A 26088-nucleotide genomic window follows, 5' to 3' on the forward strand; every position below is an offset into this window, starting at 1 on the left:
AGACCACGCCTGACACGTCATCCGCCGGTGCGTCCGCTCGTAGCGCGGTGCCCGGAAAGGCCGTTGGACCCCCTGTGACAGCCGAGCGGGGGACTGTTCAGCCCTGTCGGCACCCGGTACCCCTCGGACGATCATGGGTCGGCGGCCGGGAAGGGCCTGTCCACACCCGCATCCACGGTGCTTTCCGGTCCGCCGTTCGCCATGGCAGAACGTCTCCATGGCACGAGGGAAGGACACCGTCCGGTGGACGAGACGCAGCGACAGCAGCCGGATATCGCGAGCCCGGTGGGTGGCGCGGTGGCGGAGGACCCCGCCGCCGCGCGCCCGGCCCGGCCGGAGCAACGGGCAGGGGGCGAACGGCCGTCCTGGGCCGAATGGCTGACGACCACCGATCACAAGAAGATCGGGACGCTGTACCTGGTCACCGCGTTCGTGTTCTTCCTCGTCGGCGGCGTGATGGCCCTGCTGATGCGCGCGGAGCTGGCCCGGCCCGGCCTGCAGATCATGTCGAACGAGCAGTTCAACCAGGCGTTCACCATGCACGGCTCGATCATGCTGCTGATGTTCGCCATGCCGCTGTTCACCGGCTTCGCCAACTGGATCATGCCCCTGCAGATCGGCGCGCCGGACGTGGCCTTCCCCCGGCTGAACATGCTGGCCTACTGGCTCTTCCTGTTCGGCTCGGCGATCGCGGCGTTCGGCTTCCTCACACCGGGCGGCGCCGCCGACTTCGGCTGGTTCCTCTACGCCCCGCTGTCGGACGCGGTCCACTCCCCCGGCGTCGGCGCCGACCTGTGGATCATGGGGGTGGCCCTGTCCGGTTTCGGCTCGATCCTCGGCGCGGTCAACTTCATCACCACGATCATCTGCATGCGCGCCCCCGGCCTGACCATGTTCCGGATGCCGATCTTCACCTGGAACGTGCTGCTGACCGCGGTCCTGGTGCTGATCGTCTTCCCCGTGCTCGCGGCCGCGCTGTTCGCGCTGGAGATGGACCGCAAGTTCGGCAGCCATGTCTTCGACGCGGCCAACGGCGGAGCGCTGCTGTGGCAGCACCTGTTCTGGTTCTTCGGCCACCCCGAGGTCTACATCCTGGCGTTGCCGTTCTTCGGCATCGTCTCCGAGGTGATACCCGTCTTCAGCCGGAAGCCAATGTTCGGTTACATGGGCCTGGTCGCCGCGACGATCTCGATCGCCGGTCTGTCGGTCACCGTGTGGGCCCACCACATGTACGTCACCGGCGGGGTGCTGCTGCCGTTCTTCTCGTTCATGACGTTCCTGATCGCCGTGCCGACCGGGGTGAAGTTCTTCAACTGGATCGGCACCATGTGGAAGGGCAGCCTCTCCTTCGAGACCCCGATGCTGTGGACGGTCGGCTTCCTCGTGACGTTCCTGTTCGGCGGGCTGACCGGTGTCATCCTGGCCTCACCGCCGATGGACTTCCATCTCTCCGACTCCTACTTCGTCGTCGCCCACTTCCACTACACGGTGTTCGGCACGGTCGTGTACGCGATGTTCGCCGGATTCCACTTCTGGTGGCCCAAGTTGACCGGGAAGATGCTCGACGAGCGTCTCGGCAAGATCACCTTCTGGACGCTCACGGCCGGCTTCCACATCACCTTCCTGGTGCAGCACTGGCTCGGCGCGGAGGGCATGCCCCGCCGCTACGCCGACTACCTGGCCACCGACGGCTTCACCGCTCTCAACTCCATATCCACCATCGGCTCGTTCCTGCTCGGCCTGTCGATCCTGCCGTTCTTCTACAACGTCTGGAAGACGGCCAAGTACGGCAAGCCGGTCGGCGTGGACGACCCGTGGGGCTACGGCCGCTCCCTGGAGTGGGCCACCTCCTGCCCGCCGCCCCGGCACAACTTCGTCACCCTGCCCCGTATCCGCAGCGAGTCCCCGGCCTTCGACCTGCACCACCCCGAGGTCGCGGCGTTCGAAGAGGCGAGGGGGTAGGCCATGGCCCACGCCGTGTTCGCCCTCGCCGCCGGAACGCTGACCGCGGCGGGCAGTGTCTGGTACCTGCCCGCCCTGGCCGACCTGCGTGCCGGAGCCGACCGCCCCGCATCCCATCGCCAGGGCGCGGCGGCCTGCCTCACCGGCTGGGGGACGATCGGGGTCGCCGCGGTGCTGCTTCTGGTCGCCGACGCCTGGTGGATCCCCGGTACGGCCGTGGTGGCGGGTGCCGTCCCCACGGCGGGTCTCCGGGTGCGCGCGGCCATGCGGCGCCGGCGCGAAACCGAGGAGGCAGCGCACCACTGGGCGCGGTTGTGCCCCGCCCGGCCCCTGGACCGCACCTCACGTCCCCACAAGGCCGTCGCCGCCCTGATCGGCTCCGGGGTGGCCGCCGCCACGGCCATCGCGGTGCTCCTCGCGGCGCTGGCCGGACCCGCGCACGGCAGCGGGCCCCGGTCGACCGACGTGTGGCCCCCCGCCGTCGTGGCGCTGTTCCTCGTCGCCGCGCTCGTCCGTACGCTGACCCGCCGACGCCGGCACTCCGACGCGGCCGGCCGCCGTGCGCTCGGCTCACCGGGGGCGGGACGGCAGGCCGGATAACGGCGTGCGCCCGGTCCGGTCTCCCCGGACGAGACGCCCGAGACGGCCGGCTGCGGCATCGCCGGCCTCTCCTGGGGCTGAAGCGAGTCGCCGTAGCGGGATATGCGTTGGCGAAACGGTCATCCGGTTGGCAGGCTTCAGCCATGAGTGCCCGGTTCAAGGACATGCCGAGCCGTTCCTGGCTCGGTGCTCCGATCGATGCCCGCCCTCTGTTCGCCCCGGAGCAGGCCGCGCTGATGGCCACGCTGCGCGGCCTGGCGCCCGCCGACTGGGACAGGGAGGCGGTGCCGGGCTGGACGGTCCGGGATCTCGCCGCGCACGTCCTGGGCGACTTCTACGGGCGTCTCGCCCGGGACCGTGACGGCCACCAGGACGGCCCTGGTCCCGCTCCGGGCGAGACGCTGGAGGCGTTCATCCACCGCATCAACCAGGAATGGGTCGACGCCTGCCGCCGGGTGAGCCCGACGGCACTCGTCGACACCCTTGACCTGATCGGCGGGCAGGTGGCCCGGTTCTTCGAAGCCACCGACCCCGACGCGCCGTCGCTGGGGGTGTCCTGGGCCGGGGTCGATCCGGCGCCGATGTGGCTGGACAGCGCCCGCGACTTCACCGAGTTCTGGACCCACCGCCAGCAGATCCGCCATGCCGCGGGCCAGGGCACCGATGACGATCCACGACACCTCTCCGTCGTCCTGGACACCTTCATGCGGGCCCTGCCCCACACCCTGCGCGAGGTCACCGCGCCGGCCGGTACGCAGGTCCAGGTGCGGATCGACGGCCCGGCCGGCGGCACCTGGACCGTGACGGCCACCCCGGACCACTGGTCACTCGCCGAGCCGCCCGCCGAACACCCCGCCGCGCTCGTCCGCCTGGACGCGGAAACAGCCTGGCGCCTGTGCACCCGCGGCATCCAGCCGGACACCGCCATGGCTCGCGCCCGCATCGACGGCGACCACGAACTGGCCGAGGCGGTCTGCCGGATCGTGTCCATCGTCTACTGACGCCGACCGGTTCACGGCGGATACACGTAGCGGTGGCCGACGGCTCCTGGAACCGCGCTCCCATACGCACGAACCCACGCGTCAGGTGAACCGCGGGCCGGCCGGTCGGTGCGGGGACCGTGGTGGTGGATCGCCGTCATGGCGCCGTCGGTGAGCCCGGTGAGGTCCTCCCAGCGGACAGCGGGCGGCGGGCAGCGGACAGCGGATCACCCGTGCCCGGTGGCAGGCCGGTTCGCGGGCGCGGGCGAGCGTGACTCCAGGCGTAGGGGCCCGGCGTTGCCGGACCGTATCCGGTTTTCGATACGCCGGCGATACGGCACCGGCTCGTAGCATGAGGCCATGCGCGTCTTAGACGCCATTTCACTTGGCGTGATCTTGCGGCAGTCTGGGGTGATGACTGCTGCGCTTGTCGAGCGGATGGCACCGGATGACCTGTGGACGTTGTTCCAGCGGGTGGTGCCACCAGCGCCGGTGCGCCCGCAGGGTGGAGGGCATCGTCGGCGAGGGGACCGCGAGGTGCTGGCCGCGATCATCTTCGTGGCCACCTCGGGCTGCACCTGGAACCAGTTACCACCGGGATTCGGCCTGTCGGGCGTGACGGCCTTCCGGCGGTTCACCGAGTGGACCGAGGCCCGGGTGTGGGCCAAGCTCCACCGCCTGGTCCTGGACGAACTCGGTGCCCGGGGCGAGCTGGACTGGTCGCGGTGCGCAATCGACTCCGTCAGCGTCCGGGCCCTCAAAGGGGGCAGCTGACGGGACCGAATCCGACCGACCGCGGCAAGAAGGGATCGAAAATCCACCTCATCGTCGACCGCCAGGGCCTGCCCCTGTCGATCGGCATCTCCGCCGCCAACCTCCACGACAGCCAGGCCCTCATCCCACTGGTCCGCGGCATCCCGCCCATCCGCTCCAGCCGCGGCCCACGGCGCAGGCGGCCCGGCAAACTGCACGGTGACAAGGGCTACGACTACCGTCACCTGCGGCAATGGCTCGCATCCCGTGGCATCCGGCATCGTCTTGCCCGCAAGGACATCGAGTCCTCCCGGCACCTGGGCCGGCACCGCTGGGTGGTGGAGCGGACCGTGTCCTGGCTGTCTGGCTGCCGCCGTCTGCACCGCCGCTACGAACGCAAGCCAGAACACTTCCTCGCCTTCACCGCCATCGCCGCGACCCTCATATGCCACCGCAGACTGACCAAGTGAAATGGCGTCTTAGTCGTCGAGGACGAGCCCTACATGGCGGAGGCCATCCGCGATGGGCTGCGCCTGGAAGCGATCGCGGCCGACATCGCCGGTGACGGTGACACCGCTCTGGAGCTGCTGAGCACCAACACCTACGCCATCGTCGTCCTGGACCGGGACATCCCCGGACCCAACGGTGACGAGATCGCCAAGCACATCGTCGCCTCCGGCAGCGGCATGCCGATCCTCATGCTGACCGCTGCCGACCGGCTCGACGACAAGGCCACCGGGTTCGAGCTCGGCGCCGACGACTACCTCACCAAACCCTTCGAGCTGCGCGAACTCGTGCTCAGGCTCAGGGCACTGGACCGCAGGCGCGCCCACAACAGGCCACCCGTGCGTGAGATCGCGGGCCTGTGTGTCGACCCCTTCCGCCGCGAGGTCTACCGCGACGGCCGCTACATCGCGCTCACCAGGAAGCAGTTCGCCGTGCTCGAAGTCCTCGTCGCCGCCGAAGGCGGTGTCATCAGCGCGGAGGAGTTGCTGGAGCGCGCGTGGGACGAGAACGCGGACCCGTTCACCAACGCCGTGCGCATCACGGTCTCGGCCCTGCGCAAACGCCTCGGCGAGCCCTGGCTGATCGCCACCGTGCCCGGGGTCGGCTACCGCATCGACACGGGAGCGGACCCCGATGGCCGGACGGCGCGTGGATAGACGTCCGGGGCTGAGCGTCCGCCTCAAGCTCACCCTCAGCTACGCCGGGTTCCTCGTGGTCGCGGGCGCCCTGCTGCTCGCCGCCGTGTGGGTGTTCCTGCTGCGGGAACGGTCGAACAGCCTTGCCGTCCCCCATCGGTCCGACTTCCTGCGCGTCTTCGACCCGACCAACTTCGGTCCGGTCGTCTTCGTCCCGGCGGGGATCATGGTGCTGGCGTTCCTGCTGGTGTTCGGTCTGGTGGGCGGGTGGCTCCTGGCCGGCCGGATACTCGCCCCGCTGACACGCATCACCGACGCCACCCGCCAAGTGACGAACGGGCCGCTTTCCTACCGGATACGCCTGCCGGGCCGCCACGACGAGTTCCGTGAACTCGCCGACTCCTTCGACCTGATGCTCGCGCGGTTCGAAGCCCACGTCGCCGAGCAGCAGCGGTTCGCGGCCAACGCCTCTCATGAACTGCGCACGCCGCTGGCGGTGACACAGGCGCTCCTCGACGTGGCCCGCGACGACCCGGACCGCGACATCGGCGAGCTTGTCGAGCGACTGCGCGCGGTCAACACCCGGGCCATCGGCCTCACGGAAGCGCTGCTCCTGCTCAGCCGCGCCAACCAGCGGTCCTTCACCAGGGAACACGTCGACTTGTCCCTCCTGGCGGAAGAAGCCACGGAAACCCTCCTGCCCCTGGCGGAGAAGCGCGGCGTCACCATCGAAACGTCCGGCGAGATGAGCGTCGCCATCGGCTCACAGGCGCTCCTGCTGCAGCTGGCCACGAACCTCGTGCACAACGCGATCGGCCACAACCTGCCTGACCGGGGCGTCGTATGGGTGAGCACCAGCGCCCGCCCCGGCACTGCCGTGCTCACTGTCGAGAACACCGGTGAGAAGCTCACCTCGCAGTTGGTCTCGACACTCACCGAGCCGTTCCGGCGCGGCACCGAACGCCTGCACACCGGCCACGCCGGTGTCGGTCTCGGCCTGGCGATCGTCAAGAGCATCACCCAGGCGCACGACGGGACCCTCACGCTCACCCCCCGCCCCGCCGGCGGGCTGCGCGTCACGGTGGAACTGCCCGCCGTCGCCCACCGTCGGCCGCCGCGCCCTCAACGGGACATGTAGACGTCGAATGCCTTGTACAGAAGGCGATTCAGCGGCAGGTCCCACTCGCCGAGGTACTCCACGGCTTCGCCGCCGGTGCCGGCCTTGAACTGGATCAGGCCCAGGTGCGGGGAGTCCTTGTCCACGGTGTCGGTGATGCCGCGCAGGTCGTAGACCGTGCATCCGGCGGCCAGCGCATCGGTGATCATCCGCCACTGCACGGCGTTCGACCCGCGTACCTCCCGTTTGGCCGTGGCGGAGGCGCCGTAGCTGTACCAGGCGTGTCCGCCGACCCGTATCCAGAGGGTGGCGGCGACGAGGTCGCCTTCGTGGTGGGCGAGGTAGAGCCGGATCCGGTCCTCGTCCTCGGCCGAGAGTGCCTCGAACATGGCCGGGAAGTAGCTGAACGGCCGCGGGACGAAGTGATCACGTTCAGCGGTTTCGAGGTAGACGCGGTAGAAGTCGGGCAGGTCCTCGACGCCGCCCTGGGTCACGGTGACGCCCGCTTTGCCGGCCTTCTTGATGTTGCGCCGCCAGAGCTGGTTCATCCCCTTCAGAAGTCGCTCTTCGTCCTTGCCGGCCAGCGGGAGCCGGAAAACCCGACGTGGCTGCCCGGCGGAGAATCCCGCTGCTTCCTTCGGCGGGCGCCAGCCCAGCTCCAGCAGTTGGCCGCGGGCCCGGGCGGCGGCCTCGCCGACCGTGTCCGGCGGCACGTCGCCGAGTCTGGTGACCGCCGGGTCGGCGATCGCTGCCTTGACCGTCTCGGCACTCCAGGTACGGGCCACCGCCGTCGACCCGATGCGTATGGCGAAGGCGCCGGAGCGCTTGAGGTGCTCCACCAACGGGCCGAGCCAGCCGTCCAGATCGTCCGAGGCCCAGTCGATCACCGGTCCTTCGGGCAGGTACGCCAGCGACGTCCGGAACCCGGGCAGCCGCCGGTACAGCACCAGGCCCGCGCCGACGAGTCGGCCGCGGTCGTCGAACCAGCCCAGCGACTGCGACCCCCACGCGCTCTTCACCGACGCCCAGGCCGGGGTCTGCAGGAAACTCACCGCGGGCCGGGTCGCGTTGAACGCGGCGTGTTCGCTCGCCGTGATGACCCGTACCCGGTATGCCACATCCGCTCCTGCCTGTCGTTCCTCGGTCGATCCGCCGGTACGTGGGGTCTTCATGCCCTCCAGCCAAGAGGGTGTGATGTTGCCGGAGCGTATGCGGTTTCCGATACGGCGACGATATGGTGCCGGGCAGTTCCTGTCCTGCTCCGGGACCGCCCTGTGCGGGCGACGGCCGGCATATCGTCGGCGTATCGAAAAACGCATACGCGTCGGCAACGCCACACTCTCTTGTCTGGAAGACATGAGTTCCAGTGGACCAATACGAGCGGCGGTGCGCCGTGGCCGAGCGCCGACTCCGTCCTCACGGACCGTCTCCGCGACGGGAATCACGGTTTATGGATGCGAGCCGGACGAGGCCCTTCTCTTCCGGGAAATGGCGCCTCGTTTCGGCGTGGTGCCCACCATGACGCAGGAAGCGGTATCCGAGGCCAATGCCGGCCTGGCCGCCGGGAACCGATGCGTCAGTATCGGCCACAAGACGCGCGTCACCCGTGCCACGCTCACCGCCCTGAGCCGGGCCGGTGTGGAGTATGTCTCCACGCGGAGCGTCGGATGCGACCACATCGACGTGAGCTACGCGAAGAGCGTCGGCATCTCCGTCGGAACCGTGGCGTATTCCCCCGACAGCGTCGCCGATTACACGCTGATGATGATGCTGATGGCCGTGCGCCACGCGAAGGCCACCATCCGCCGCACCGATGCCCATGACTACCGGCTCAGTGCGACACGCGGCAAAGAGCTGCGCGACCTGACGGTCGGAGTGGTCGGCACGGGGCGTATCGGCACAGCGGTCATCGACCGGCTGCGAGGCTTCGGCTGCCGCGTGCTGGCGTACGACCATCGCCCCGGCACCGCCGCCGAGTGCACGCCGGTCGACGAGCTGCTCCGGCACAGCGACATCGTCACGCTCCACACCCCGCTCACCGCGGAGACCCGCCATCTCCTCGACCACCGGCGTATCCGGCGGATGAAAGAAGGCGCGTTCGTCGTCAACACCGGGCGCGGGCCGCTCATTGACACCGAAGCCCTTCTGTCGGCGTTGGAAAGCGGCAGATTGGGCGGCGCGGCGCTGGACGTCCTCGACGGCGAGGAAGGCATCTTCTACGCCGACTGCCGGAACAAGCCCATCGAGAACCGTTCGCTGGTGCGCCTGCAAGAGCTGCCGAACGTTTTCATCAGCCCGCACACGGCTTATTACACCGACCACGCGCTGAGCGACACCGTCAGGAACACGCTCATCAACTGTCTCGACTTCGAAAGCGGGAAAGCATGGACAGGTTGAAGATCGGCATCATCTTCGGGGGCTCTTCCGAGGAACACCCCGTCTCCGTCAAGTCCGCCCGGGAGGTGGCGAAGAGCCTCGATACCGGTACGTACGAGCCGTACTGGATCGGCATCACACGGTCCGGTTCCTGGCTGCTCTGTGACTCCCCCGGCGGGGACTGGGAGAACGGCGGCGCCCGTCCGGTCGTGCTGTCACCCGACCGTAGCGTTCACGGCCTCCTCGTCCTGGAACAGGGCCGGTGCGAAGCGATCCGTCTGGATCTCGTACTGCCCGTCCTGCATGGCAGGTTCGGCGAAGACGGTGCGGTGCAGGGGCTGTTGGAGCTGTCCGGCATCCCCTATGCCGGCTGTGACATCCAGAGCTCCGCCCTGTGCATGGACAAGTCCCTGACCTACACCGTCGCCAGGAGCGCGGGGATCGCCACACCGGAATTCCGGGTGGTCGCGGCGGACGAGAAGGTGGATGCCGGGGGGCTTCCTTATCCCGTCTTCGTGAAGCCGGCCCGTTCGGGCTCGTCTTTCGGGGTCAGCGAAGTCGCCGGAGAAGAGGACTTGCCGGGTGCGCTGGAGGCCGCACGGCGGTACGACTCGAAGGTCCTGATCGAAGAGGCCGTGGCCGGGAGCGAGATCGGCTGCGCGATCCTGGGGGATTCCTCCGCACCGATCGCGGGCGAGGTGGACCGCGTGGCCCTCTCGCACGGGTTCTTCCGGATCCACCAGGAGGACTCGCCCGAGACCGGCTCGGAGAACTCGACGTTCATCGTCCCCGCCGACATCTCCGAGGGGTCGCGCCGGCTCGTCCAGGAGAGCGCCAAGACCGTCTACCGCGCGCTGGGCTGCCAGGGGCTCGCCCGCGTGGACATGTTCCTGACGGACGACGGCCAGGTGGTGCTCAACGAAGTCAACACCCTCCCCGGCCTGACCTCCTACAGCCGCTATCCCCGCATGATGGCCGCCGCGGGCCTGCCGCTTTCCGACGTGATCGACCGGCTCGTGTCCATGACTCTGCACCGGGAAAAGCGGTGAACGGCGACTTCGCATACCTCGACGAGTTGGTGCCCGGAATCCGCTGGGACGCCAAGTACGCGACCCCGGACAACTTCACCGGAAAGCCGGTGGACGGCTATCTGGCGAACCGGATAATCGGCACAAAGGCTTTGTGTACGGCGCTGGGGCACGCGCAAGAAGAAGCCGCCTCCCTCGGCTTCGGCCTGCTGGTCTGGGACGGATACCGTCCGCAACGCGCCGTCGACTGCTTCCGGCGCTGGTCGGAACAGCCGGAGGACGGCCGGACGAAGCAGCGTCACTATCCCCATATCGACAGGTCCGAGCTCTTCGGCAAGGGATACGTGGCCGCCAAGTCGGGTCACAGCCGCGGCAGCAGCGTCGACTTGACGCTCTACAGCCTCGCCACCGGAGAAAACGTCAGCATGGGCGGCGGCCACGACCTGATGGACCCGATCTCACATCACGGAGCACAAGGAACGACGCCCGCCGAAGCGAGGAACCGCGAGCATCTCCGCTCCATCATGGAGAAGTGCGAATTCACTCCCTACGCCTGTGAATGGTGGCACTACACGCTCAAAAGGGAGCCTTATCCAGATGTCTATTTCGACTTTCCCGTCACATGACGGGTGCCTCCCCTACGTCTCGCAATGGGGAAGCGTGGACCGGAACGACGAGGTCGTCATCCGGCGTGCCGCCCCATCGAGGCTCGATGTCTTCCTGAGGCGCACCGACCCGCCGCGACCGCACGACTGGGCCTCCGACGGGTACCACTCGTACGAGGAGTACCTTTTCTGGTCCCGCAAGGTCTGCGGCTTGGCCTGCCTGCAGTCCCTGCTCCACGGCTGGACGGACATCCGGCTGCCGATGCGTGAACTCCTCTCGCTGGCCCTCGACCGGGGCTGCTACGTGGTGGAACCCCAGGGCAAGGTCCGGGGGCTGATCTACAGGCCCTTCATGGCCTGGGTCGGCGCACAGTTCGGGTTCGCATGCCGACTGGTCGAGCACACGCCGATCCAGGAATCCGCCCGAGCGGTGCGCCCCGGGCAGGCCCTGATCGCTTCGGTGTCTCCCGAGATACGCGACCCGGGCACCCGCGAGCCGCGACGGGGAGGGCATCTCGTGCTGGTCCACGAGGTCCGTGGCGACACGGTACGGTTCCACAACCCGTCGGGCTACTCCCACAACGCGGACTCCGCGTCGCTGCCCATGCACGTCTTCGAGCGCTTCCACGCGGGACGGGGAATCCTGGTCAGCGCGACACCGTGAGGAGCCGAACCGCTGCCGGGGTGGTTCCACTATGCGCCGGGGGCCTGCCTTCTGCCGGCCGCAGAACACCGGCCGGACCAGGCTGGACGATCACTACAGTCCAAGCACATGACGACGGTTACCACGCGCACGATCGAATACGCCGCCGACGGCCTGACGATGACCGGGCACCTCGCGCTCCCGGCCGGTGCCGGCCGCAGGCCCGCGGTCCTGGTCGGGCCCGAGGGGACAGGGCTCAGCGACGTCGAGCGCCGCCGGGCCGACGCGCTCGCCGAACTGGGGTACGTGGCGCTGGCCTTCGACCTCCACGGCGGACGCTATCTGAGCGACCCCGAGGAGATGCTGGCCCGCTGCATGCCGCTGCTCGCCGACCCCGACCGGATGCGGGACATCGGCCACGCGGCGCTCGACGTGCTCCGCGCCGAACCGCGCACCGACCCCGACCGGATCGCCGCCGTCGGCTACGGCACCGGGGGCGCGATCGCGCTGGAACTCGGGCGTGACGGCGTCGACTTGCGCGCGATCGCGACGGTCAACGGACTGACCACGGGCCGGCCGGGCGAGACGGCCCGCATCCGCTGCCCCGTGTGGGCCGGGGTCGGCTCGGAAGACCCGATCATGTCGACCGCCCAACGGGACGCGTTCACAGCCGAGTTGCAAGCAGCGGGCGTCGACTGGCGCCTCACGGTCTACGGCGGTGCCCTGCACGCCTTCCACCACCCACCGGTCGACCACACCGTGCGCCCCGGCGTCGGCCACCACCCGCGCCACGCGCGGCGGGCCTGGCGGGACATCGTCGGCCTGCTCGCCGAATGCCTGCCCCTGACGGACTGACCTGGCCGGCCACCACGATCCCGGCCCCCGGACCCGGCCGGTCGACCGGGACCTTTCGGCAGCCCGCGAGCGTGCGTGCCGGACGCCGCCGCGCGGATGGGGTCTGTTCACCGGTCTTCACGGTCCCCGCGGGTGGGCTCCGCCTCGGACCCCGCAACCGCCGAGCAGGCGGGACAAACGCTCCCCGCGTTGAGATGATGCGGTGTCACTTCGCCGGGGGGCGGGGGAAGGGAGCGGTTCATGCGTCGGTCGGCTCGTGAGGAGATCCCCACGCAGGAAAGGGACCGCGCGCCGAGGCGTGCCCCGGACCGGGCGGAGGGCGCCGGCGCGCGAGCGGATTCCCTTCCGTCCGCCCGTCCCTCGGCCTTGTGGTCGTTACAGCGCAGCGCGGGTAACGCGGCGGTCACCGCGGCGATCCAGCGCATGGAGGATATCGGCGGGAAACGGAAGAGGTCCGCCTCGCCGGAGGATCAGGCGGCGCCGAAGCAGGCACGGGCGGCGGTGTCCTCGGAGGAGGAGTACTCGTCCTCTTCGGAGGAGGAGGAAGAGCCGTTCTCGGATGATGTCGTGGAACGTATCGAGAACGACCAGCAAAAGATGACGGCGATGCTGGAGAAGATGGACGAAAGCAACGCTCCCGACAGGGCCAAGAGAGTCGGCCAAGACCAGCTGGAACTCCTCACCCTGCTGCGGAACCTCATGCCCATGCGGTCGGTGGATACCGTGCACGAGGCCATCAGGCTCCTCGGAGCGAGACCGGACAGCAGCAGGAAGACCAAGTACCTGAGGATGCTTGAGGAGCAGCTCGACTACCTCACGGACAAGTTCCCGGACGCCGGTCCGCCGACCGCGGAGGCCCTGCAAGCCATGTGGCCCGACCTTGTGCCCGCCTTCGGCAGCGCCGGCGGCCAGGTGGGCGAGGACGGCTGTGAGGGCCGGGCCCACGCCATCTGCCTGGCCATCGCCCGGCGGTCCCCGGCGATCGCGGCCCACCACCTCACGAAGCAGTGGGCCCTGCCCGACGGAGGGCGGCTGCACGCCGATCACCAGTGGAACCATCATGTCGCCGCCTCCGTGACGACCGCGAACGGCATTCTGGTCATCGATCCCGTCTTCGACCGTTCGCGTCCGCTCCAACTGAGCGAGTGGGCCGCCAGGGTCCAGGTGGACCCGCGCACCAACGTCCACCAGGTCGCCTGGGGATTCCTCGGCAGGCCGGGCACGGACAATCGGCCGGACGCCAACAGCGCGATGGCGTACATGCCTTAGGGGCGGTGACGGGCGTTGGGCGCGGCGGTGGGGTGACGAGGCAGGCGGTGAGGCCGGGGAAGGCTTCGCGGATGTCGTCCCGTCGCGTTTCAAGCCTCGGGTTCGCCGGTCGTGCCGTTGCCCGTTTCCCTGGCCCATCGCCGGCTCCAGTCCTCCAGTGGGCTCAGCGCCTCGACGAGGTCCTGGCCGAGCCGGGTGAGGTGGTAGCCGTCCGCCTGAAGGGTGAGCAGGCGGACGCCGGTCAGCTCGTCGAGCCTGGTGGTGAGCACGCTGGAGGACATGCGCTCGCACCGGCGCTGCAACTCCCGGAAGCCGGCCGGGGCTTGGCTCAGTTCCCACAGAATGCGCATCGTCCAGCGGCGTCCGAGCAGGTCGAGTGCCGCCATGACGGGTCGGCCCGACTCGGACCCTCGTACCGGTACACCCGGCCGTGGCGCTCTGGCTTCCATGCCCCCTCCTTGCGCTTCGGTTCTCGAAGCATCATAGTGGTTCGAAAACCGAAGCAGGAGGTGCCGCATGCCGCGCATCGAACCGCTCAGCCCGCCCTACCCCGCCTCCGTCGACCAGGCGCTCCGCCGGTGGATGCCTCCGGACGTGCCGCATGAGCCGCTCGCCCTGTTCCGGGTGCTGCACCGCCATCCGGAACTGGCCTCACGCATGTTCTCCCTGGGGGCCGGGCTGCTGGGCCACGGCCTCCTCCCGGCCGTCGACCGCGAGATCGTCATCGCCCGCGTGACCGCGCGCGCCGGCTGCGCCTACGAATGGGGCGTGCACGCCGCGACCCTCGCACAGCGGGCGGGGCTCAGCCAGGAACAGCTCCGCGCGACCACCGAAACGGGTACGGCAGGCAGTACCGCGTGGTCACCACGCCATGCGGCCCTGCTCGACGCGGCCGACGAACTGCACGACACGGCCCGCCTCTCGCAGTCCGCCTGGGACGCCCTGCGCGTTCACTACGACGACGCCCAGCTTCTCGAACTCCTCGTCCTCATCGGCTGGTACCGGACCATCAGCTGTCTGGCCAACGGACTCCTCCTCGAAGAGGAAGCCTGGGCCACGCCGTTCCCGACGCGGTGACTACACCCCGCACGTGCCCGGCCGTTGCCCCGTACTCCGGGCCAACCTGTCGCCGCACAAGCGGCTAGGGAAGGCCCACTGGAGATCCGGTTACGAGCTCTTACATCAGCCCGCCTCCTCTTCGTAGAGTTCCCCGGTGAAGTGGCCCTTCACCCACTGCACTCCCGTAGGCCGGAGTCCCGTGCTTTCGCGGAAGTACTCCTCGACGACAGGGCGGACGTCGTCCAGCGGGAGCACGCTGATCCTGTTGAAGTAGCTGGGGTTCCAGGGGTCGCGCACTACTTGCGGGTCCGCTGCGGGCGGGGAGGGGTTCCGCGAGACCCACACGTGTTCTGTGACCTCCGCTCCCGAGAGTGCGGCGACCTCTTTTCTGAATTCACCGTCGCAGTACCAAAGCAGCGCCCCGTAACCCGAGGTGTAGTCCAGGCCGATGCCGAGAACTTTTACAGTCACACGGAAAATGATGCCTCATCGAAGCACCAGGAGATCAACGGCAAGTGGCTCGCCCTGAGCACCGACAGCCGTATCCGCAAAAGCACGACCGACCTCTGTCAGCTGACGGCTCTGCGTCAATTCGGTGACCACCAGTACGTTCGGCCAACGACTCGGCCGCTCAGAGAGCGCGACAGGGAGCAAGTCGGCGGACGGAAGGGCGACCGGATCACTCGCGGGGGTGATTTGCGGGTGGAGGTTGCGGCTCAGGGGGGTTGGAGCGACGTGGTGCCGGCGAGAGCTACGGAGGCAGCCGGGGCGTCGGGCCTCGGCGGACGAGAGCATCGGAGGCATTCGATACCACGGGACCCTCGCCGACTGACTGTGACGCGAAGGAGGCGTGCCGCCGCCGACGGCACGCCTCCTTCGCGCGTCAGCCTCCGGCCGCGTACCGCACGAACCGCGCCCAGCCGTCCCGGCCGACGGCGAAGTCCGGGCGCGTGACGTCCTTGGAGTCACGCACGTGCACTGCCTGCTCCGTGACGGCAACTTCAACGCAGTCGTCGCCCTGGGTTCCGCTGTAGCTGGACTTGAACCAGGCGAGTCCGGTCGTGCTCATAGCTCTCCTCCCGCGTACCGTACGAACCGCTCCCAGCCGTCCCGGCCGACGGCGAAGTCCGGGCGCGTGACGTCCTTGGAGTCACGTACGTGCACTGCCTGCTCCGTGACGGCAACTTCAACGCAGCTGTCGCCCTGGCTGCCGCTGTAGCTGGACTTGAACCAGGCGAGTTCCGTCGTGCTCATAGTTCTCCTCGGAGTTGCTCCAACAGACCCCGCGAGTACTTGGCGTTGAGGGCCTGCGAGCGCAGTGTGTCATAGCGCTGTTGCAGCAGGCTCACCTCTCTCGGGTCGGAGATCAGGCGGCCGTTCTGCTGCCCCTCCGAGTAGGCGAGACGCTGGCCCCTGGGAGTCTCCATGAGCTGGAGCGGCCCATCCAGGCATGCGTGCAGTCCGGCCTCCAGCGGCACGATCTGAAGCGTCACATTGCGCGGTGCGCTCAGCTCCAGCACGTGGTCGAGAAGCTCCCGCATCTGCTCGGTCTCCCCGAACTTTCGTCGGAATACGTGCTCCTCGACGATGAAGCTGAACGGCGTCGTCGGCCGCTCGAACAGCATCCGCTGCCGATCCATCCGCGTGGCCATGAAGTCCTGCAACTGGTCGTCCGGCGCCACGGGTACGGTTCCCTCGAACACCGCCCTCGCGTACGCAGGCGACTGCAACAACCCCGGCACCAACCGGCACTCATACGTGCTCAGGCTCACCGCGACCTTCTCCAGCCTGGCCCAGCGTCGGAACCACGCCGCGAGGCCCGCCTCTCCCCGGGTCAGGTACTTCGCGGCCCTGCGGAGGGCGCCCGTGTTGCCCGACGCCTCCTCCGCCCGTTCCACGAAGGACTCGTCGGGCATGCGCCTGCCCAACTCCACCGACTCCACGGTGTGTTTGGAGAACTGGACCAACCGCGCGAACTCCTCCCTGCTCAGTCCCGCGTGTTCGCGCAGGGCCTGGACGACCGCCCCGAACGTCCGCAGACTGTCGGAGGGATCGGGCTCCCGCTCCACCTCGCAGACCGCCAGGTCGTCATCGTTCTCGCTCGCGCCGCCGTGCGTCATCCGCGGCCACCTCCAGGTACGTACGTTCCGTGCTGCGTCCCCCGCGCTCGACAGCACCCAGAGTGACGGCTGGGAATGCGTACTGTCTACCGAAAGTGCCCGTACGCTGACACAGCGTACGGGGCGGGCCTCTGGAAGAACGCCGTGCGCGCCCGCCACGGTGGCCCCATGACCCCCACAACACCCCAACTCCCCAACGCCACCGTACATTCGTTCTCCCAGCTGCTCTCCTCCACCCGCCGGGGCGCCCGCCTGGCGCGGCTGCTCGCCGTGGGAGAGCTGTACGCCTGGGGGCTGTCACCCACCGTCATCGACCGTGCGGAGCAGATCGTCGCCGAGCTCGCGGCCAACGCGGCCGTGCACGGGCGGGTGCGGGGGCGGAGCTTCCGGCTCGTCCTCGGCCTCGATGTCACCGCCGGAACCCTGCGCGTCGCGGTCAGTGACGCGCGCGGCGACCGGCTTCCCGCGCCCGCTACGACGGCCCGGCCGGAGGAGGCGGAATCGGGCCGTGGCCTGCTCCTCGTGGCCGCGCTCGCCGACCGGTGGGACACGGAGCCGTACCCGCCGTCCGGGAAGACGGTGTGGGCGGAGGTAGATGTCATCAGTCCGGAGCGGCCGCCCACGAAGGGACGGTGAACCGCCCGGACCTGGGTACCCGCGTGTGCACGACGGAAATACCGCACGCCACGCAGGTCTGGAAGGTGATCGCCGTGTCCCGTACACAGCCGCACTACGAGGCAGACCGTCAGGCGCACGGATCCGAACCGGTGGGCGAGCTCGTCCAGCGGGCCTCGCAGCAGCTGACGGAGCTGGTGCGGGGCGAACTGCGCCTGGCACAGGCGGAGATGAAGGAGAAAGGCAAGCATTACGGCAAGGGCGGCGGATTGTTCGGCGGCGCGGGGCTGTTCGGGTTCCTGACGCTCCAGGCCCTGGTCGCCACCGTGATCGCGGCGCTGGCCGTGCCGCTGCCGGTGTGGGCCGCCGCCCTGATCGTCACCGCCGTGCTCGGTGTGATCGCCGGGGTGATGGCGCTGACCGGGAAGAAGCAGTTCGCCGAGGCGGCGCCGCCCGCACCGGAGCAGGCGATCAAGAACGTGAAGGCCGATGTGGCCGAGATCAAGGAGAGTGCGCACCGATGACCCAGCCGCCCCACGACGAACCCACCGCGTCCGGCCCGGAGGAACTGCGCGAGCAGGTCGAGCACACCCGTCAGGAGCTGGGCGAGACGGTCGAGGCGCTCGCGGCGAAGACGGATGTCAAGGCCCGCGCCAAGGAGAAGGCCGCCGAGGTGAGGGAACAGGCCGCCGAAGTGAAGGAACAGGCCGCCATCAAGGCCGAGTTGGCAGGCCGGCTGTTGCAGGAGAAGGCCCCCGAGCCGGTACGGCAGACCGCCGCCGTCACCGCACGCTTGACCCGCGACAACCGCACGCTGCTGCTCGCGGGCGGCGCGACGCTGCTGCTGTGGCTGGTCTGCCGCCGCAAGAGGTAGCCGAAGGGACGCGTAAGGGGGCCGGCCCCCGTGGGTGCCGGCCCCCTACGCGTCTTGGTCACTTCCGCTTGACCGGCGGGCACGTGCCCGTTTCCTCGCCGATGGAGTTGATCTCGGCGTTGGAGCGCACGTCGTCCGCGTAGTTGATCTTGTCCGTGCACTTCTTGTCGTCGGACGCCGGCTTCTGCACCGGCGGACACGTGCCGGTCTCCTCGCCGATGGAGTTGATCTCGGCGTTGGAACGCGGGTCGCCCGCGTAGTTGATCTTGTCCGTGCACTTCACGGCGCCCTTGGCGGGCGCCCCCGTCGACTTGCCCTCCGCGGTGGCGGGCTTGCCGGGCGCGGCCGAGGAACCGGTGCCCGTGGTACCGGACTTGTCGGCGGACGTGTCCGACGACTTGCCGTCCGCGCCGCCGGACCCCGGGGTGCTCGTGGCCGTGGCCGACGAGTCGCTCGCCGAAGCCGAAGCGGAAGCGGAAGGGGTCGTCTTGGCGTCGTCGCCGTCGTTGCCGCATGCCGTCAGTGCCAGGCCGAGGGCCACGGCCGAGATGGTCAGTGCCGAGATCTTCCGAGTGCGCATGCTTTGTGTCCGTCCTCTGCTGGCGAGCGATCCGGGCGACTGTTCACCCGTGTGGCCTTCTGCCCTCATTGATAGGCGGCCGGGTTGCCCGAGTTGCCTCGCGCTCGCGCTCAAGACACGTTCGTGACATGACGGGGACGGCACCGCGACGTGCTCCCGGCCGGAGCGAAGCGGTACCGCCCACGCCGGGACGGTCAGCGCTGGAGGGTGAGGACGCCCGGGCGCCACGGGAGCTGGTCGTACGGGCCGCTCGCGCTCGGGGACTTGCCCTGGTAGAGGAGCTGGAGGTTGCAGGGGTCGATGGTCATGGTCTGGTCGGGGTTGTCGCGGATCAGGTCGCCGTGGCTGATGTCGTTGGTCCAGGTGGCACCGCTGTTGGCCTTGCCCGCGAAGGGGTTGCTCTCGGTGGCGGCCTGCGGGGTCCAGGAACCGTTCAGGCTGGTGGCGGTGAAGGAGCGGAAGTAGCGCTGTTCGTTCGCGCCCCGGGCCTCGACGATCATGAGGTACTGGTTCTGGCCCTTGACCTTGTAGACCTGCGGCGCCTCGAACAGGTTCTTCACGGTGTCGCTCATGACCGTGGTGTACGAGGAGCCGAAGTTGCCCGGGAAGTTCCCGATCGGCATGCTCGCCCGGTAGATCTTGCCGTTGTCACCGGCGAAGAAGAGGTACATGTTCTGGTCGTCGGCGATCAGGGTCTGGTCGATCGGGCCGGTGCCGGAGTCGGGCAGGCTGCCGGTGAACAGCGGCTGCGGGGCGGACCAGCCGCCCGGGTTAGTGGGGTCGCTGGAGGTGCGGTAGATGAACGGCCAGGCACCCCACTGGTAGGCGAGGACCCAGATCTTCTTCGGCGCGAAGTAGAACAGCGTGGGCGCCACCGCGGACTGGCTCATGCCGGTCTGGCGGGCCGACGCCATCTCCGACCAGTTCGTGAAGGGGCTGAACGCCATCGAGCCGTACGACGACCCCGACACGTTCGACGCGTAGACCACGTGCTTGCCGTTGTACTTCGCGGTGGTGAAGTCCTTCAGCGAGACCCAGCCGTTGGCCGGCTGCGCCAGCACACCCGTGGACGACCACCGGTACGTCGACGGAAGGGCGCACGAGGAGTCCGGCGGCGTCGTCCCGGTCAGGCCGGTCCACTTCTGGTTGCCGCCGCCGTTGCACGTACCGATCTGCACCGCCGTGCCGTTGGCCGTACCGGCGCCCGCGGCCTCCAGGCACAGCCCGGACTCGGTGCCGACGACCGTGCCGTCGGACTTCACCTGCCACTGCTGGTTGGCGCCGCCGGAACAGGTCCAGATCTGCACCCGGGTACCGGACGTGGTGGCGTGGCCCGGGACGTCCAGGCACTTGTTGCCGTACACGGTCAGCTGGTTGGTGTCCGTCAGCGTCCACTGCTGGTTCGTCCCGCCCCAGCAGTCGTAGAGCTGGAGGGCCGTACCGTCGGTCTGGCTGCCGCCCAGCACGTCGAGACACCGGTTGGAACCGACGCCGCGCAGGGCGCCGCTGGAGGCCGCCTGAGCCGGGGTGGCGACGAGCAACGCCGCCAGCGCGGTCAGAGCCGCGAGCACCGCGGCGAGCGCCGCGTGCGGATGCCTGCGGCTGAAACTTGCTGTGGGCATGGGGAGTTCCTCAACCTTGAGTAGGCGGTCGGCTTGGCGCGCGCATGACATTCGATGTGTTCGAAATGTCGAACAACGGCCGCAATGTCGGCCATCTGAAGAATTAGGGAAGCGATGAACGACGTCAATACCTCTCGCACGAGTCGCTTCCGTCACCGAATGTTTCGAAGATTTCGTGCACGCCAAGACCGCCCCCATGCCGGGCGGACCGCCGGCGCGGCCCGCCCGGCATGGGGGCGGCTGAGGATCACACGGCCGGAACCGTCAGGCGGCCTCGGGCAGTTGGACCGTCACCTTCAGCTCCGCCGCCGCGGAGTAGGCGATCTCACCGATGTGGCCCGCGTTCCTCAGGTCGCCCTCGACGGAGCGGATCGCCTCGGTCAGTGCGGCGGGAGCCGCGACCTCCACCCTGGGGACCTCGGACCGCATGGACAGCTTCGCCTCGCTCTTCGCCTTGCGGACCGCCCTGATCACCTCGGAGGCGGACGGGAGGAGCCCCGCGTCGCCGGAGGTGCCGGCGAACTCGCCGGCCGCGGGCCAGGCGGACGTGTGCACCGAGGTCTCGTGCGTCCACGACCACACTTCCTCGGTGACGTACGGGATGAACGGCGCGAGCAGCCGGATCACCGTGTCCAGGGCCAGCCGCAGGGTCAGGCGCGCCGAGTCCGACCCGTCGTAGGCCCGCTGCTTGACCAGTTCCACGTAGTCGTCGCAGAACGTCCAGAAGAACCGTTCGGCGGCGGCCAGGGCCGTGGTGTACTCGTAGGACTCCAGGGCCTGCGTGGCCTCGGCGACGGTCCGCTTCAGCGACTCGATCACAGCGGCGTCCAGCGGTTCGCCGACCGTGGCGTCCGCCGCCGCCTCCGGGAAGCCGTACACGAACTTCGCCGCGTTCAGCAGCTTCGTGGCCAGGCGCCGGCCGACCTTCATCTGCTTCGGCTCGAACGCCGTGTCGGTGCCCGGCCGCGCGGACGCCGCCCAGTAGCGCACGCCGTCGGCGCTGTGCTCGTCGATCAGGTGCTCGGGGGTGACGACGTTGCCCTGCGACTTCGACATCTTCTTGCGGTCCGGGTCGAGGATCCACCCGGACAGCGCGGCGTGCCGCCACGGCGTCTCGCCCTCCTCGATGTGGGACCTGACCACCGTGGAGAACAGCCATGTGCGGATGATGTCGTGGCCCTGCGGGCGCAGGTCCATCGGGAAGGTGAGCCGGTACAGCTCCGGGTCGTTCAGCCAGCCGCACGCGAGCTGCGGCGTGAGGGAGGAGGTCGCCCAGGTGTCCATCACGTCGGGCTCCCCGGTGAAACCGCCGGGCACTCCCCGCTGTTCCTCGGCGTAGCCGGGCGGGACAGCGCTCTGCGGGTCCACCGGAAGGGCCGACTCGTCGGGGACGATGGGGTGTTCGTAGTCCGGCTCGCCCGCGCTGTCCAGCGGGTACCACACCGGGAACGGGACGCCGAAGAAACGCTGCCGGGAGATCAGCCAGTCGCTGTTCAGGCCGCGGACCCAGTCGTCGTAGCGCGCCTTCATGTGCGCCGGGTGCCAGACGATCGACTCCCCGCGCTCCAGCAGCTCCTCCCGGTGGGCCATCGTGCGGATGAACCACTGCCGGGAGGAGACGATCTCCAGCGGGCGTTCGCCCTTCTCGTAGAACTTCACCGCGTGCGTGGTGGGCCGGGGCTCGCCGTCGATGAAGCCGCCCTCCCCCAGCGCCGCCACGATCGCCTTGCGGGCCTGCGTCACGGACAGGCCGGCCAGCGGGGCGTACGCGCGCTGCGCCGCGCCGGGGTCCGCGCACGGCAGGGTGGTGAAGTCCACCGGCTGGAGGCGGCCGTCGCGGCCGACGAGGGTGCGGGTCGGCAGGCGCAGCTCGCGCCACCAGACGACGTCCGTCTGGTCGCCGAAGGTGCACACCATGGCGATGCCGGACCCCTTGTCCGCCTTCGCCAGCGGATGCGCGACGACCGGCACGCGCACCCCGAACATCGGGGTCACGGCCTCCCGGCCGAACAGCGGCTGGTAGCGCTCGTCGTCCGGGTGCGCCACCAACGCCACGCACGCCGGCAGCAGCTCCGGCCTGGTCGTCTCGATGTGCACCGGCTCGCCGTCCACCGTGAAGACCAGCCGGTGGTACGCGCTCGGCACCTCTTTGTCGATCATCTCGGCGTTGGCGACGGCCGTGCCGAAGTCGATGTCCCACATGGTGGGCGCCTCGTCCTGGTAGACCTCCCCGGCGGCGAGCATCTTCAGGAACGCGGCCTGCGAGATGCGCCGCGCTTCGGCCCCGATGGTGGTGTAGTTCAGCGACCAGTCCACGGACAGGCCGAGCCGGCGCCACAGGTGCTCGAAGACACGCTCGTCCTCGGCGGTGAGCCGCTCGCACAGCTCGATGAAGTTGCGCCGGGAGACGTCGACGACCGGCGGCCGGTCCTTCCTGGCGAAGTTGGCGACCGGTTCCGGCGCCTTGAAGTCCGGGTCGTACGGCAGGGAGGGGTCGCAGCGGACGCCGTAGTAGTTCTGCACGCGCCGCTCGGTCGCCAGGCCGTTGTCGTCCCACCCCATCGGGTAGAACACGTGCTTGCCGCGCATGCGCTGGAAGCGCGCGACGATGTCGGTGTGGGTGTAGGAGAAGGCGTGACCGACATGCAGTGAACCGGACACCGTGGGCGGCGGGGTGTCGATGGAATACACCTGCTCGCGCGCGGCGGGGCGTACGAACCGGTAGACGCCGTTCTGGGCCCAGATGGCTGACCATTTGTCGTCCAGGCCGTCGATGGACGGCTTCTCCGGCAGTGTCACGATGTACACACCTCTCGTGGGCTCTTGCACCTGGTGACCAGGCAGTCTACGGGGTCTTGACAACTCCTTTTCCCATCAAGCCAGATGACGACCAGCGCCATATTCCGCACCACTTGGTGATTACGCGCCGGATCGTCCGAGCCCCCAGGCCGAGGCGAGTCGGGACGGGTGGACGTTGCGGCTGTCGCCGTAGAGCTCGCAGAACTTCATGATCAGGGGGTCCCAGCGGTCGGCGTCGATGTGGCGGCGGTTGCCCGGTACCAGCAGGCTCTCCTCGACGTGGACCCGTACCACGCGCACCTCCACGGCCACGAGGCCGGAGTCCGCTTCACCGAAGGGATGGACGCGGTCGACGACGGCCTCAAGGTGGACCGGGCACTGTGCCACCCGTGGCGGACGTACCCGCTCGGAAGCCGTCTCGGTCAGGCCCGCCGCCTTGAACTTGTCGGGCTCGTACCGGTAGCCCTTGCGCAGTTTGTGGTCGGGCACGACACGCGAACCGGTGAGCAGCGCCAGACGGTCGACCGCGCCGGCGAGGTCCGAGGAAGCGAGATTCAGTACGCATTCACGGGACTCGATCAGGTTCTTCGTGGTCTGCGAGGTCTCGTCCAGGCCCAGCATGCAGGACCGGTCCACCCACCAGGCGGAGGACATGGGCGCCAGATTCGCCGAGCCGTCCTCGTTGGACGTGCTCAGCAGGACCACGGGGGTGCCGAAGTAGAGCACTCTCGGTTCGACGGTCAGATGCATGGGCTCCTCACACGGATGGGGGCGTGCCGGCCACTGTGCCGAGCGGGGCGCTTTCCCGCTGGCGGGAATCGGACCTCGCATCCGTCGGCACGGCGGGTCAGGGCCGTGTCCCGGCCGCGGGTGGACCTGTGCGGGTCCGCGGGGCGGGACGTTCCGTGGTCTTGGACTTCACCAGCCACAGGCCGGTCAGCAGGGCGGCTGCCAAGGTGACGGCGCCGGCCGTGGTGAAGGCGGTGCCGAGGGCGGCCTCGAAGGACGCCCCGCCGGACTGCCTGGTGCGGACCACGGCGCCGAGCACGGCCACGCCGAGCAGCGCGCCGATCTGCCGGGCGGTGCTGCTGACGCCCGAGGCGAGACCTCCCTCCTGCGGGCCGACCGCCTGGATGGCGGCGCCGGTCAGCGGGGACATGGCCAGGGCGAAGCCGACGCCGGTCAGCCCCAGCCGCCACCACACGTTTCCGTAACCGGTGTCCGCGTGCGCGAAGCCGAGCGCCAGCAGTCCCAGTCCGGCCAGCGCGAGACCGGCGGTGACTACCACACGGAAGCCGTGCCGAGCGGCGAGCCGGCCCGCGTACGGGCTGACGATCACCATGGCGAGGGTGGCCGGGAGGGTTTGCAGACCGGCGCGCAGGATCGAACTGCCCTGGACGGTCACGAAGAACTGGGAGAAGAAGAAGGAGGAGCCCATGAGCGCGAAGCCCACTACGGCCATGGCCGTGTTGGACACGGTGAACAGTCGCTGCCGGAACAGCCGCAACGGCAGCATCGGTGTCGAGGCCCGGGCCTCGACGGCGACGAAGACGGCGAGGACCAGCGCCGCCGCGGCGAAGCCGCCCAGGACCACCGGGGAGGTCCACCCCCGGGCCCCGCCCTCGATGAGCCCGTAGGCCAGCGCCCCCACGCCCAGCACCGACAGGACCGTACCGGGCACGTCGATCACCGGCGCGTCCGGAGTGCGGGATTCGTCCAAGAAGCGGAGACCGGCCAGCAGCAGGGCCGCGCCGATGGGCACGTTCACCAGGAAGATGGCGGGCCAGCCGAACGCCTCCACCAGGAGGCCGCCGGCCAAGGGGCCCGCGGCAAGGCCGATCCCGCTGAGACCGGCCCACAGCCCGATCGCCTTGACGCGCTCGCGCGGCACCGGGTGAGCGGCGGCGATCAGGGCCAGCGAGGCGGGGCTCAGCGCCGCCGCACCGATGCCCTGCGCCACCCGTCCGGCGATCAGCCAGCCGAGCGAGGAGGTGGCGGAGCACAGGACGGACGCGGCGGTGAACACCGCGACACCGGACAGGAACATCCGCTTGCGGCCGAAGCGGTCGGCGAAGACGCCTCCGGACAGCAGCAGCATGGCGACCAGCAGCACGTAGGCGTCGACGATCCACTGGAGGCCGGTCAGCTGGACCTCCAGGCGCCGCTGCATGTCGGGCAGGGCGGCGCCGACGATCGTGCTGTCGAGCAACACCATGAACTGCCCCAGGCACGCCACCGCCAATAACGCCCCTTGTCCGGAGCGGGTGTTCGCTCCCCCGCGCGATGCCGTCGCGGTCGTGCTCTCGTTCGGGGTCACCGTCGTTCCCTCCCTGTGACGTGGACCAGGACAAGATAGTTCGACAATCCCGAACTGTCGAATAGTGCATCATGGGGCCATGCGTTCCTTGCCCCAGCCTCCGCGCGAGTCGTTGACGCTCACACCCGTCCTGCACGCGCTCGGTGATCCGGTGCGGCTGGAGTTGGTGCGGCGGGCGCGGGACCGCCCCGAATCAACCTGTGCCGCGCTCGCCGACGGGCTGAATGTTCCGGCGTCGACCCTGACCAACCACTGGCGGATCCTGCGCGAGGCCGGGTTGATCAGCATGACCGTCGACGGCCGGCACCGGCGGATCCGCGTGCGCGCCGACGACCTCGGCGCTCGCTTCCCGGGCCTGCTCGACCCGATCCTCCGCCATGCCGCGCCCGCGCCGACGGCCGACGGGTCACGGTGAGGCCGGGGCCCGACACCCCGGTGGTTCCGGCCGGCGTCGTCCTCACCCCGGTGGTTCCGGCCGGCGTCGTCCTCACCCCGGTGGTTCCGGCCGGCGTCGCCCTCGCGGCCGTGCCGGTCGCGCCCGCGGCCTCGGCCGGCCGCTCCCGGCCGATCGCTTCCGGCCGCCCGCTCCCACCGCCCGCCTCCGGCCGGTCGGCGTCGCGGCACCGGCGAGTACGGCGACGGTCGGGGCAGGACGGCACGGCACGTCTGCGGTACCCGTCAGGGTGGACCGCACGGCGTGCGACGAGAGCCGTCCAGGCGGGGGCGGCCATGGTGACGGCCTGCGCGGCGCGGGGCTTCTACGCCGCGCGCT

The 26088-nt window shown here is 69.5% G+C and carries 27 protein-coding genes and 1 pseudogene; 17 read left to right on the forward strand and 11 right to left on the reverse strand.

The genetic code is table 11. The features are described from left to right. Positions 1–243: 243 nt before the first annotated feature. The 6 genes and pseudogenes from ctaD to Srubr_RS22230 all read left to right on the forward strand — a co-directional run bounded on the left by ctaD (position 244) and on the right by Srubr_RS22230 (position 6575). Positions 244–1962: an aa3-type cytochrome oxidase subunit I gene (gene ctaD / locus Srubr_RS22205; RefSeq protein ID WP_434100169.1), complete on the forward strand. Its 1719-nt coding sequence runs from the start codon at positions 244–246 to the stop codon at positions 1960–1962. Positions 1963–1965: 3 nt separating this feature from the next. Beyond that, a complete protein-coding gene (locus Srubr_RS22210) occupies positions 1966–2562 on the forward strand; it encodes a hypothetical protein (protein ID WP_189989872.1) in 597 nt (198 codons plus the stop codon). A gap of 143 nt (positions 2563–2705) precedes the next feature. Further along, the gene (locus Srubr_RS22215) at positions 2706–3563 is read left to right on the forward strand and encodes a maleylpyruvate isomerase family mycothiol-dependent enzyme (RefSeq protein WP_189989870.1); all 858 of its coding nucleotides are present in this window, start codon (positions 2706–2708) and stop codon (positions 3561–3563) included. Between the two features lie 393 nt (positions 3564–3956). After that, a protein-coding gene (locus Srubr_RS22220) for an IS5 family transposase (RefSeq protein ID WP_373319166.1) occupies positions 3957–4765 on the forward strand; the annotation gives its coding sequence in 2 pieces (ribosomal slippage) (positions 3957–4304 and positions 4307–4765; 807 coding nt in all). 6 nt (positions 4766–4771) lie between these two features. Then, positions 4772–5458: pseudogene (locus Srubr_RS22225) on the forward strand (response regulator transcription factor); the annotation flags it as partial. Continuing rightward, positions 5451–6575, forward strand: a complete 1125-nt coding sequence (locus Srubr_RS22230) for a sensor histidine kinase (protein ID WP_189997170.1) — start codon at positions 5451–5453, stop codon at positions 6573–6575. The pseudogene Srubr_RS22225 and the gene Srubr_RS22230, both read left to right, overlap by 8 nt. Here the strand turns inward: Srubr_RS22230 and Srubr_RS22235 are convergent. Next, positions 6560–7672 (reverse strand): lipid II:glycine glycyltransferase FemX, encoded by a 1113-nt coding sequence (locus Srubr_RS22235; protein WP_189997320.1) that lies wholly within the window; start codon positions 7670–7672, stop codon positions 6560–6562. The two genes, Srubr_RS22230 and Srubr_RS22235, sit on opposite strands and share 16 nt — an antisense overlap. A 238-nt stretch (positions 7673–7910) precedes the next feature. On the opposite strand from Srubr_RS22235, the gene Srubr_RS22240 reads away from it, so the two are divergent. The 6 genes from Srubr_RS22240 to Srubr_RS22265 all read left to right on the forward strand — a co-directional run bounded on the left by Srubr_RS22240 (position 7911) and on the right by Srubr_RS22265 (position 13330). Beyond that, positions 7911–8951 carry a D-isomer specific 2-hydroxyacid dehydrogenase family protein gene (locus tag Srubr_RS22240; protein WP_189997171.1) on the forward strand — a complete coding sequence of 347 codons (1041 nt, stop codon included), beginning with the start codon at positions 7911–7913 and terminating at the stop codon, positions 8949–8951. Further along, positions 8939–9979, forward strand: coding sequence for a D-alanine--(R)-lactate ligase (vanA, locus tag Srubr_RS22245; protein ID WP_189997172.1), 1041 nt, complete (start codon positions 8939–8941; stop codon positions 9977–9979). Before Srubr_RS22240 ends, vanA begins: the two co-directional genes overlap by 13 nt. Further along, the gene (gene vanX / locus Srubr_RS22250; protein ID WP_189997173.1) at positions 9976–10584 is read left to right on the forward strand and encodes a D-Ala-D-Ala dipeptidase VanX; all 609 of its coding nucleotides are present in this window, start codon (positions 9976–9978) and stop codon (positions 10582–10584) included. The genes vanA and vanX overlap by 4 nt, the downstream gene beginning before the upstream one ends. A gap of 34 nt (positions 10585–10618) precedes the next feature. After that, on the forward strand, positions 10619–11227 hold the full coding sequence (locus Srubr_RS22255; RefSeq protein ID WP_189997174.1) for a hypothetical protein: 609 nt from the start codon (positions 10619–10621) through the stop codon (positions 11225–11227). A gap of 108 nt (positions 11228–11335) precedes the next feature. Next, complete coding sequence (locus Srubr_RS22260; protein WP_189997175.1) at positions 11336–12061, forward strand: dienelactone hydrolase family protein; 726 nt, start codon at positions 11336–11338, stop codon at positions 12059–12061. A 567-nt stretch (positions 12062–12628) separates the two neighbouring features. After that, the gene (locus Srubr_RS22265; RefSeq protein ID WP_189997176.1) at positions 12629–13330 is read left to right on the forward strand and encodes a protein-glutamine glutaminase family protein; all 702 of its coding nucleotides are present in this window, start codon (positions 12629–12631) and stop codon (positions 13328–13330) included. Between the two features lie 89 nt (positions 13331–13419). Here Srubr_RS22265 and Srubr_RS22270 read toward each other — a convergent pair whose 3' ends face one another. Beyond that, complete coding sequence (locus tag Srubr_RS22270) at positions 13420–13779, reverse strand: winged helix-turn-helix transcriptional regulator (RefSeq protein WP_189997177.1); 360 nt, start codon at positions 13777–13779, stop codon at positions 13420–13422. Positions 13780–13846: 67 nt separating this feature from the next. On the opposite strand from Srubr_RS22270, the gene Srubr_RS22275 reads away from it, so the two are divergent. Next, complete coding sequence (locus Srubr_RS22275; RefSeq protein ID WP_189997178.1) at positions 13847–14407, forward strand: carboxymuconolactone decarboxylase family protein; 561 nt, start codon at positions 13847–13849, stop codon at positions 14405–14407. A 105-nt stretch (positions 14408–14512) separates the two neighbouring features. Here Srubr_RS22275 and Srubr_RS22280 read toward each other — a convergent pair whose 3' ends face one another. The 4 genes from Srubr_RS22280 to Srubr_RS22295 all read right to left on the reverse strand — a co-directional run bounded on the left by Srubr_RS22280 (position 14513) and on the right by Srubr_RS22295 (position 16509). Beyond that, a complete protein-coding gene (locus Srubr_RS22280; protein ID WP_189997179.1) occupies positions 14513–14860 on the reverse strand; it encodes an Imm1 family immunity protein in 348 nt (115 codons plus the stop codon). Between the two features lie 412 nt (positions 14861–15272). Next, complete coding sequence (locus Srubr_RS22285) at positions 15273–15458, reverse strand: DUF397 domain-containing protein (RefSeq protein ID WP_189997180.1); 186 nt, start codon at positions 15456–15458, stop codon at positions 15273–15275. Then, positions 15455–15643 carry a DUF397 domain-containing protein gene (locus tag Srubr_RS22290; protein WP_189997181.1) on the reverse strand — a complete coding sequence of 63 codons (189 nt, stop codon included), beginning with the start codon at positions 15641–15643 and terminating at the stop codon, positions 15455–15457. Before Srubr_RS22290 ends, Srubr_RS22285 begins: the two co-directional genes overlap by 4 nt. After that, positions 15640–16509 (reverse strand): helix-turn-helix domain-containing protein, encoded by an 870-nt coding sequence (locus tag Srubr_RS22295; protein ID WP_189997182.1) that lies wholly within the window; start codon positions 16507–16509, stop codon positions 15640–15642. The genes Srubr_RS22290 and Srubr_RS22295 overlap by 4 nt, the downstream gene beginning before the upstream one ends. Before the next feature lie 168 nt (positions 16510–16677). Here Srubr_RS22295 and Srubr_RS22300 point away from each other — a divergent pair, with 168 nt between their 5' ends. The 3 genes from Srubr_RS22300 to Srubr_RS22310 all read left to right on the forward strand — a co-directional run bounded on the left by Srubr_RS22300 (position 16678) and on the right by Srubr_RS22310 (position 17998). Beyond that, positions 16678–17145 (forward strand): ATP-binding protein, encoded by a 468-nt coding sequence (locus Srubr_RS22300; protein ID WP_189997183.1) that lies wholly within the window; start codon positions 16678–16680, stop codon positions 17143–17145. Positions 17146–17219: 74 nt separating this feature from the next. Further along, positions 17220–17648: a phage holin family protein gene (locus tag Srubr_RS22305; protein ID WP_229926798.1), complete on the forward strand. Its 429-nt coding sequence runs from the start codon at positions 17220–17222 to the stop codon at positions 17646–17648. Beyond that, positions 17645–17998, forward strand: coding sequence for a DUF3618 domain-containing protein (locus Srubr_RS22310; RefSeq protein WP_189997184.1), 354 nt, complete (start codon positions 17645–17647; stop codon positions 17996–17998). The genes Srubr_RS22305 and Srubr_RS22310 overlap by 4 nt, the downstream gene beginning before the upstream one ends. 58 nt (positions 17999–18056) lie before the next feature. On the opposite strand, the gene Srubr_RS22315 is transcribed toward Srubr_RS22310, so the two are convergent. The 5 genes from Srubr_RS22315 to Srubr_RS22335 form a co-directional block, all read right to left on the reverse strand. Further along, complete coding sequence (locus Srubr_RS22315; protein ID WP_189997185.1) at positions 18057–18578, reverse strand: hypothetical protein; 522 nt, start codon at positions 18576–18578, stop codon at positions 18057–18059. Between the two features lie 194 nt (positions 18579–18772). After that, positions 18773–20200: a non-reducing end alpha-L-arabinofuranosidase family hydrolase gene (locus Srubr_RS22320; RefSeq protein ID WP_189997186.1), complete on the reverse strand. Its 1428-nt coding sequence runs from the start codon at positions 20198–20200 to the stop codon at positions 18773–18775. A 264-nt stretch (positions 20201–20464) separates the two neighbouring features. Further along, complete coding sequence (gene valS, locus Srubr_RS22325) at positions 20465–22999, reverse strand: valine--tRNA ligase (RefSeq protein WP_229926799.1); 2535 nt, start codon at positions 22997–22999, stop codon at positions 20465–20467. Between the two features lie 120 nt (positions 23000–23119). Next, positions 23120–23749, reverse strand: a complete 630-nt coding sequence (locus tag Srubr_RS22330; RefSeq protein WP_189997187.1) for a flavin reductase family protein — start codon at positions 23747–23749, stop codon at positions 23120–23122. A gap of 97 nt (positions 23750–23846) precedes the next feature. Then, positions 23847–25241: an MFS transporter gene (locus tag Srubr_RS22335; RefSeq protein ID WP_268257590.1), complete on the reverse strand. Its 1395-nt coding sequence runs from the start codon at positions 25239–25241 to the stop codon at positions 23847–23849. A gap of 154 nt (positions 25242–25395) precedes the next feature. On the opposite strand from Srubr_RS22335, the gene Srubr_RS22340 reads away from it, so the two are divergent. Continuing rightward, entirely contained in the window at positions 25396–25731 is a 336-nt protein-coding gene (locus tag Srubr_RS22340) for an ArsR/SmtB family transcription factor (protein WP_189997188.1), read from the forward strand. Positions 25732–26088 lie beyond the last annotated feature (357 nt).

The sequence above is a fragment of the Streptomyces rubradiris genome (assembly GCF_016860525.1).
GTDB lineage: Bacteria > Actinomycetota > Actinomycetes > Streptomycetales > Streptomycetaceae > Streptomyces > Streptomyces rubradiris.

Excerpts from the sequence above, each read along its gene's own strand:
- Srubr_RS22275 (WP_189997178.1), top strand. The coding sequence starts at position 13,847 with ATGCCGCGCATCGAACCGCTCAGCCCGCCCTACCCCGCCTCCGTCGAC.
- Srubr_RS22295 (WP_189997182.1), bottom strand. The coding sequence starts at position 16,509 with ATGACGCACGGCGGCGCGAGCGAGAACGATGACGACCTGGCGGTCTGC.
- Srubr_RS22260 (WP_189997175.1), top strand. The coding sequence starts at position 11,336 with ATGACGACGGTTACCACGCGCACGATCGAATACGCCGCCGACGGCCTG.
- Srubr_RS22210 (WP_189989872.1), top strand. The coding sequence starts at position 1,966 with ATGGCCCACGCCGTGTTCGCCCTCGCCGCCGGAACGCTGACCGCGGCG.
- Srubr_RS22315 (WP_189997185.1), bottom strand. The coding sequence starts at position 18,578 with ATGCGCACTCGGAAGATCTCGGCACTGACCATCTCGGCCGTGGCCCTC.
- Srubr_RS22290 (WP_189997181.1), bottom strand. The coding sequence starts at position 15,643 with ATGAGCACGACGGAACTCGCCTGGTTCAAGTCCAGCTACAGCGGCAGC.
- Srubr_RS22240 (WP_189997171.1), top strand. The coding sequence starts at position 7,911 with ATGAGTTCCAGTGGACCAATACGAGCGGCGGTGCGCCGTGGCCGAGCG.
- Srubr_RS22270 (WP_189997177.1), bottom strand. The coding sequence starts at position 13,779 with ATGGAAGCCAGAGCGCCACGGCCGGGTGTACCGGTACGAGGGTCCGAG.
- Srubr_RS22340 (WP_189997188.1), top strand. The coding sequence starts at position 25,396 with ATGCGTTCCTTGCCCCAGCCTCCGCGCGAGTCGTTGACGCTCACACCC.
- Srubr_RS22320 (WP_189997186.1), bottom strand. The coding sequence starts at position 20,200 with ATGCCCACAGCAAGTTTCAGCCGCAGGCATCCGCACGCGGCGCTCGCC.
- Srubr_RS22285 (WP_189997180.1), bottom strand. The coding sequence starts at position 15,458 with ATGAGCACGACCGGACTCGCCTGGTTCAAGTCCAGCTACAGCGGAACC.
- Srubr_RS22310 (WP_189997184.1), top strand. The coding sequence starts at position 17,645 with ATGACCCAGCCGCCCCACGACGAACCCACCGCGTCCGGCCCGGAGGAA.
- Srubr_RS22300 (WP_189997183.1), top strand. The coding sequence starts at position 16,678 with ATGACCCCCACAACACCCCAACTCCCCAACGCCACCGTACATTCGTTC.
- Srubr_RS22330 (WP_189997187.1), bottom strand. The coding sequence starts at position 23,749 with ATGCATCTGACCGTCGAACCGAGAGTGCTCTACTTCGGCACCCCCGTG.
- Srubr_RS22215 (WP_189989870.1), top strand. The coding sequence starts at position 2,706 with ATGAGTGCCCGGTTCAAGGACATGCCGAGCCGTTCCTGGCTCGGTGCT.
- vanA (WP_189997172.1), top strand. The coding sequence starts at position 8,939 with ATGGACAGGTTGAAGATCGGCATCATCTTCGGGGGCTCTTCCGAGGAA.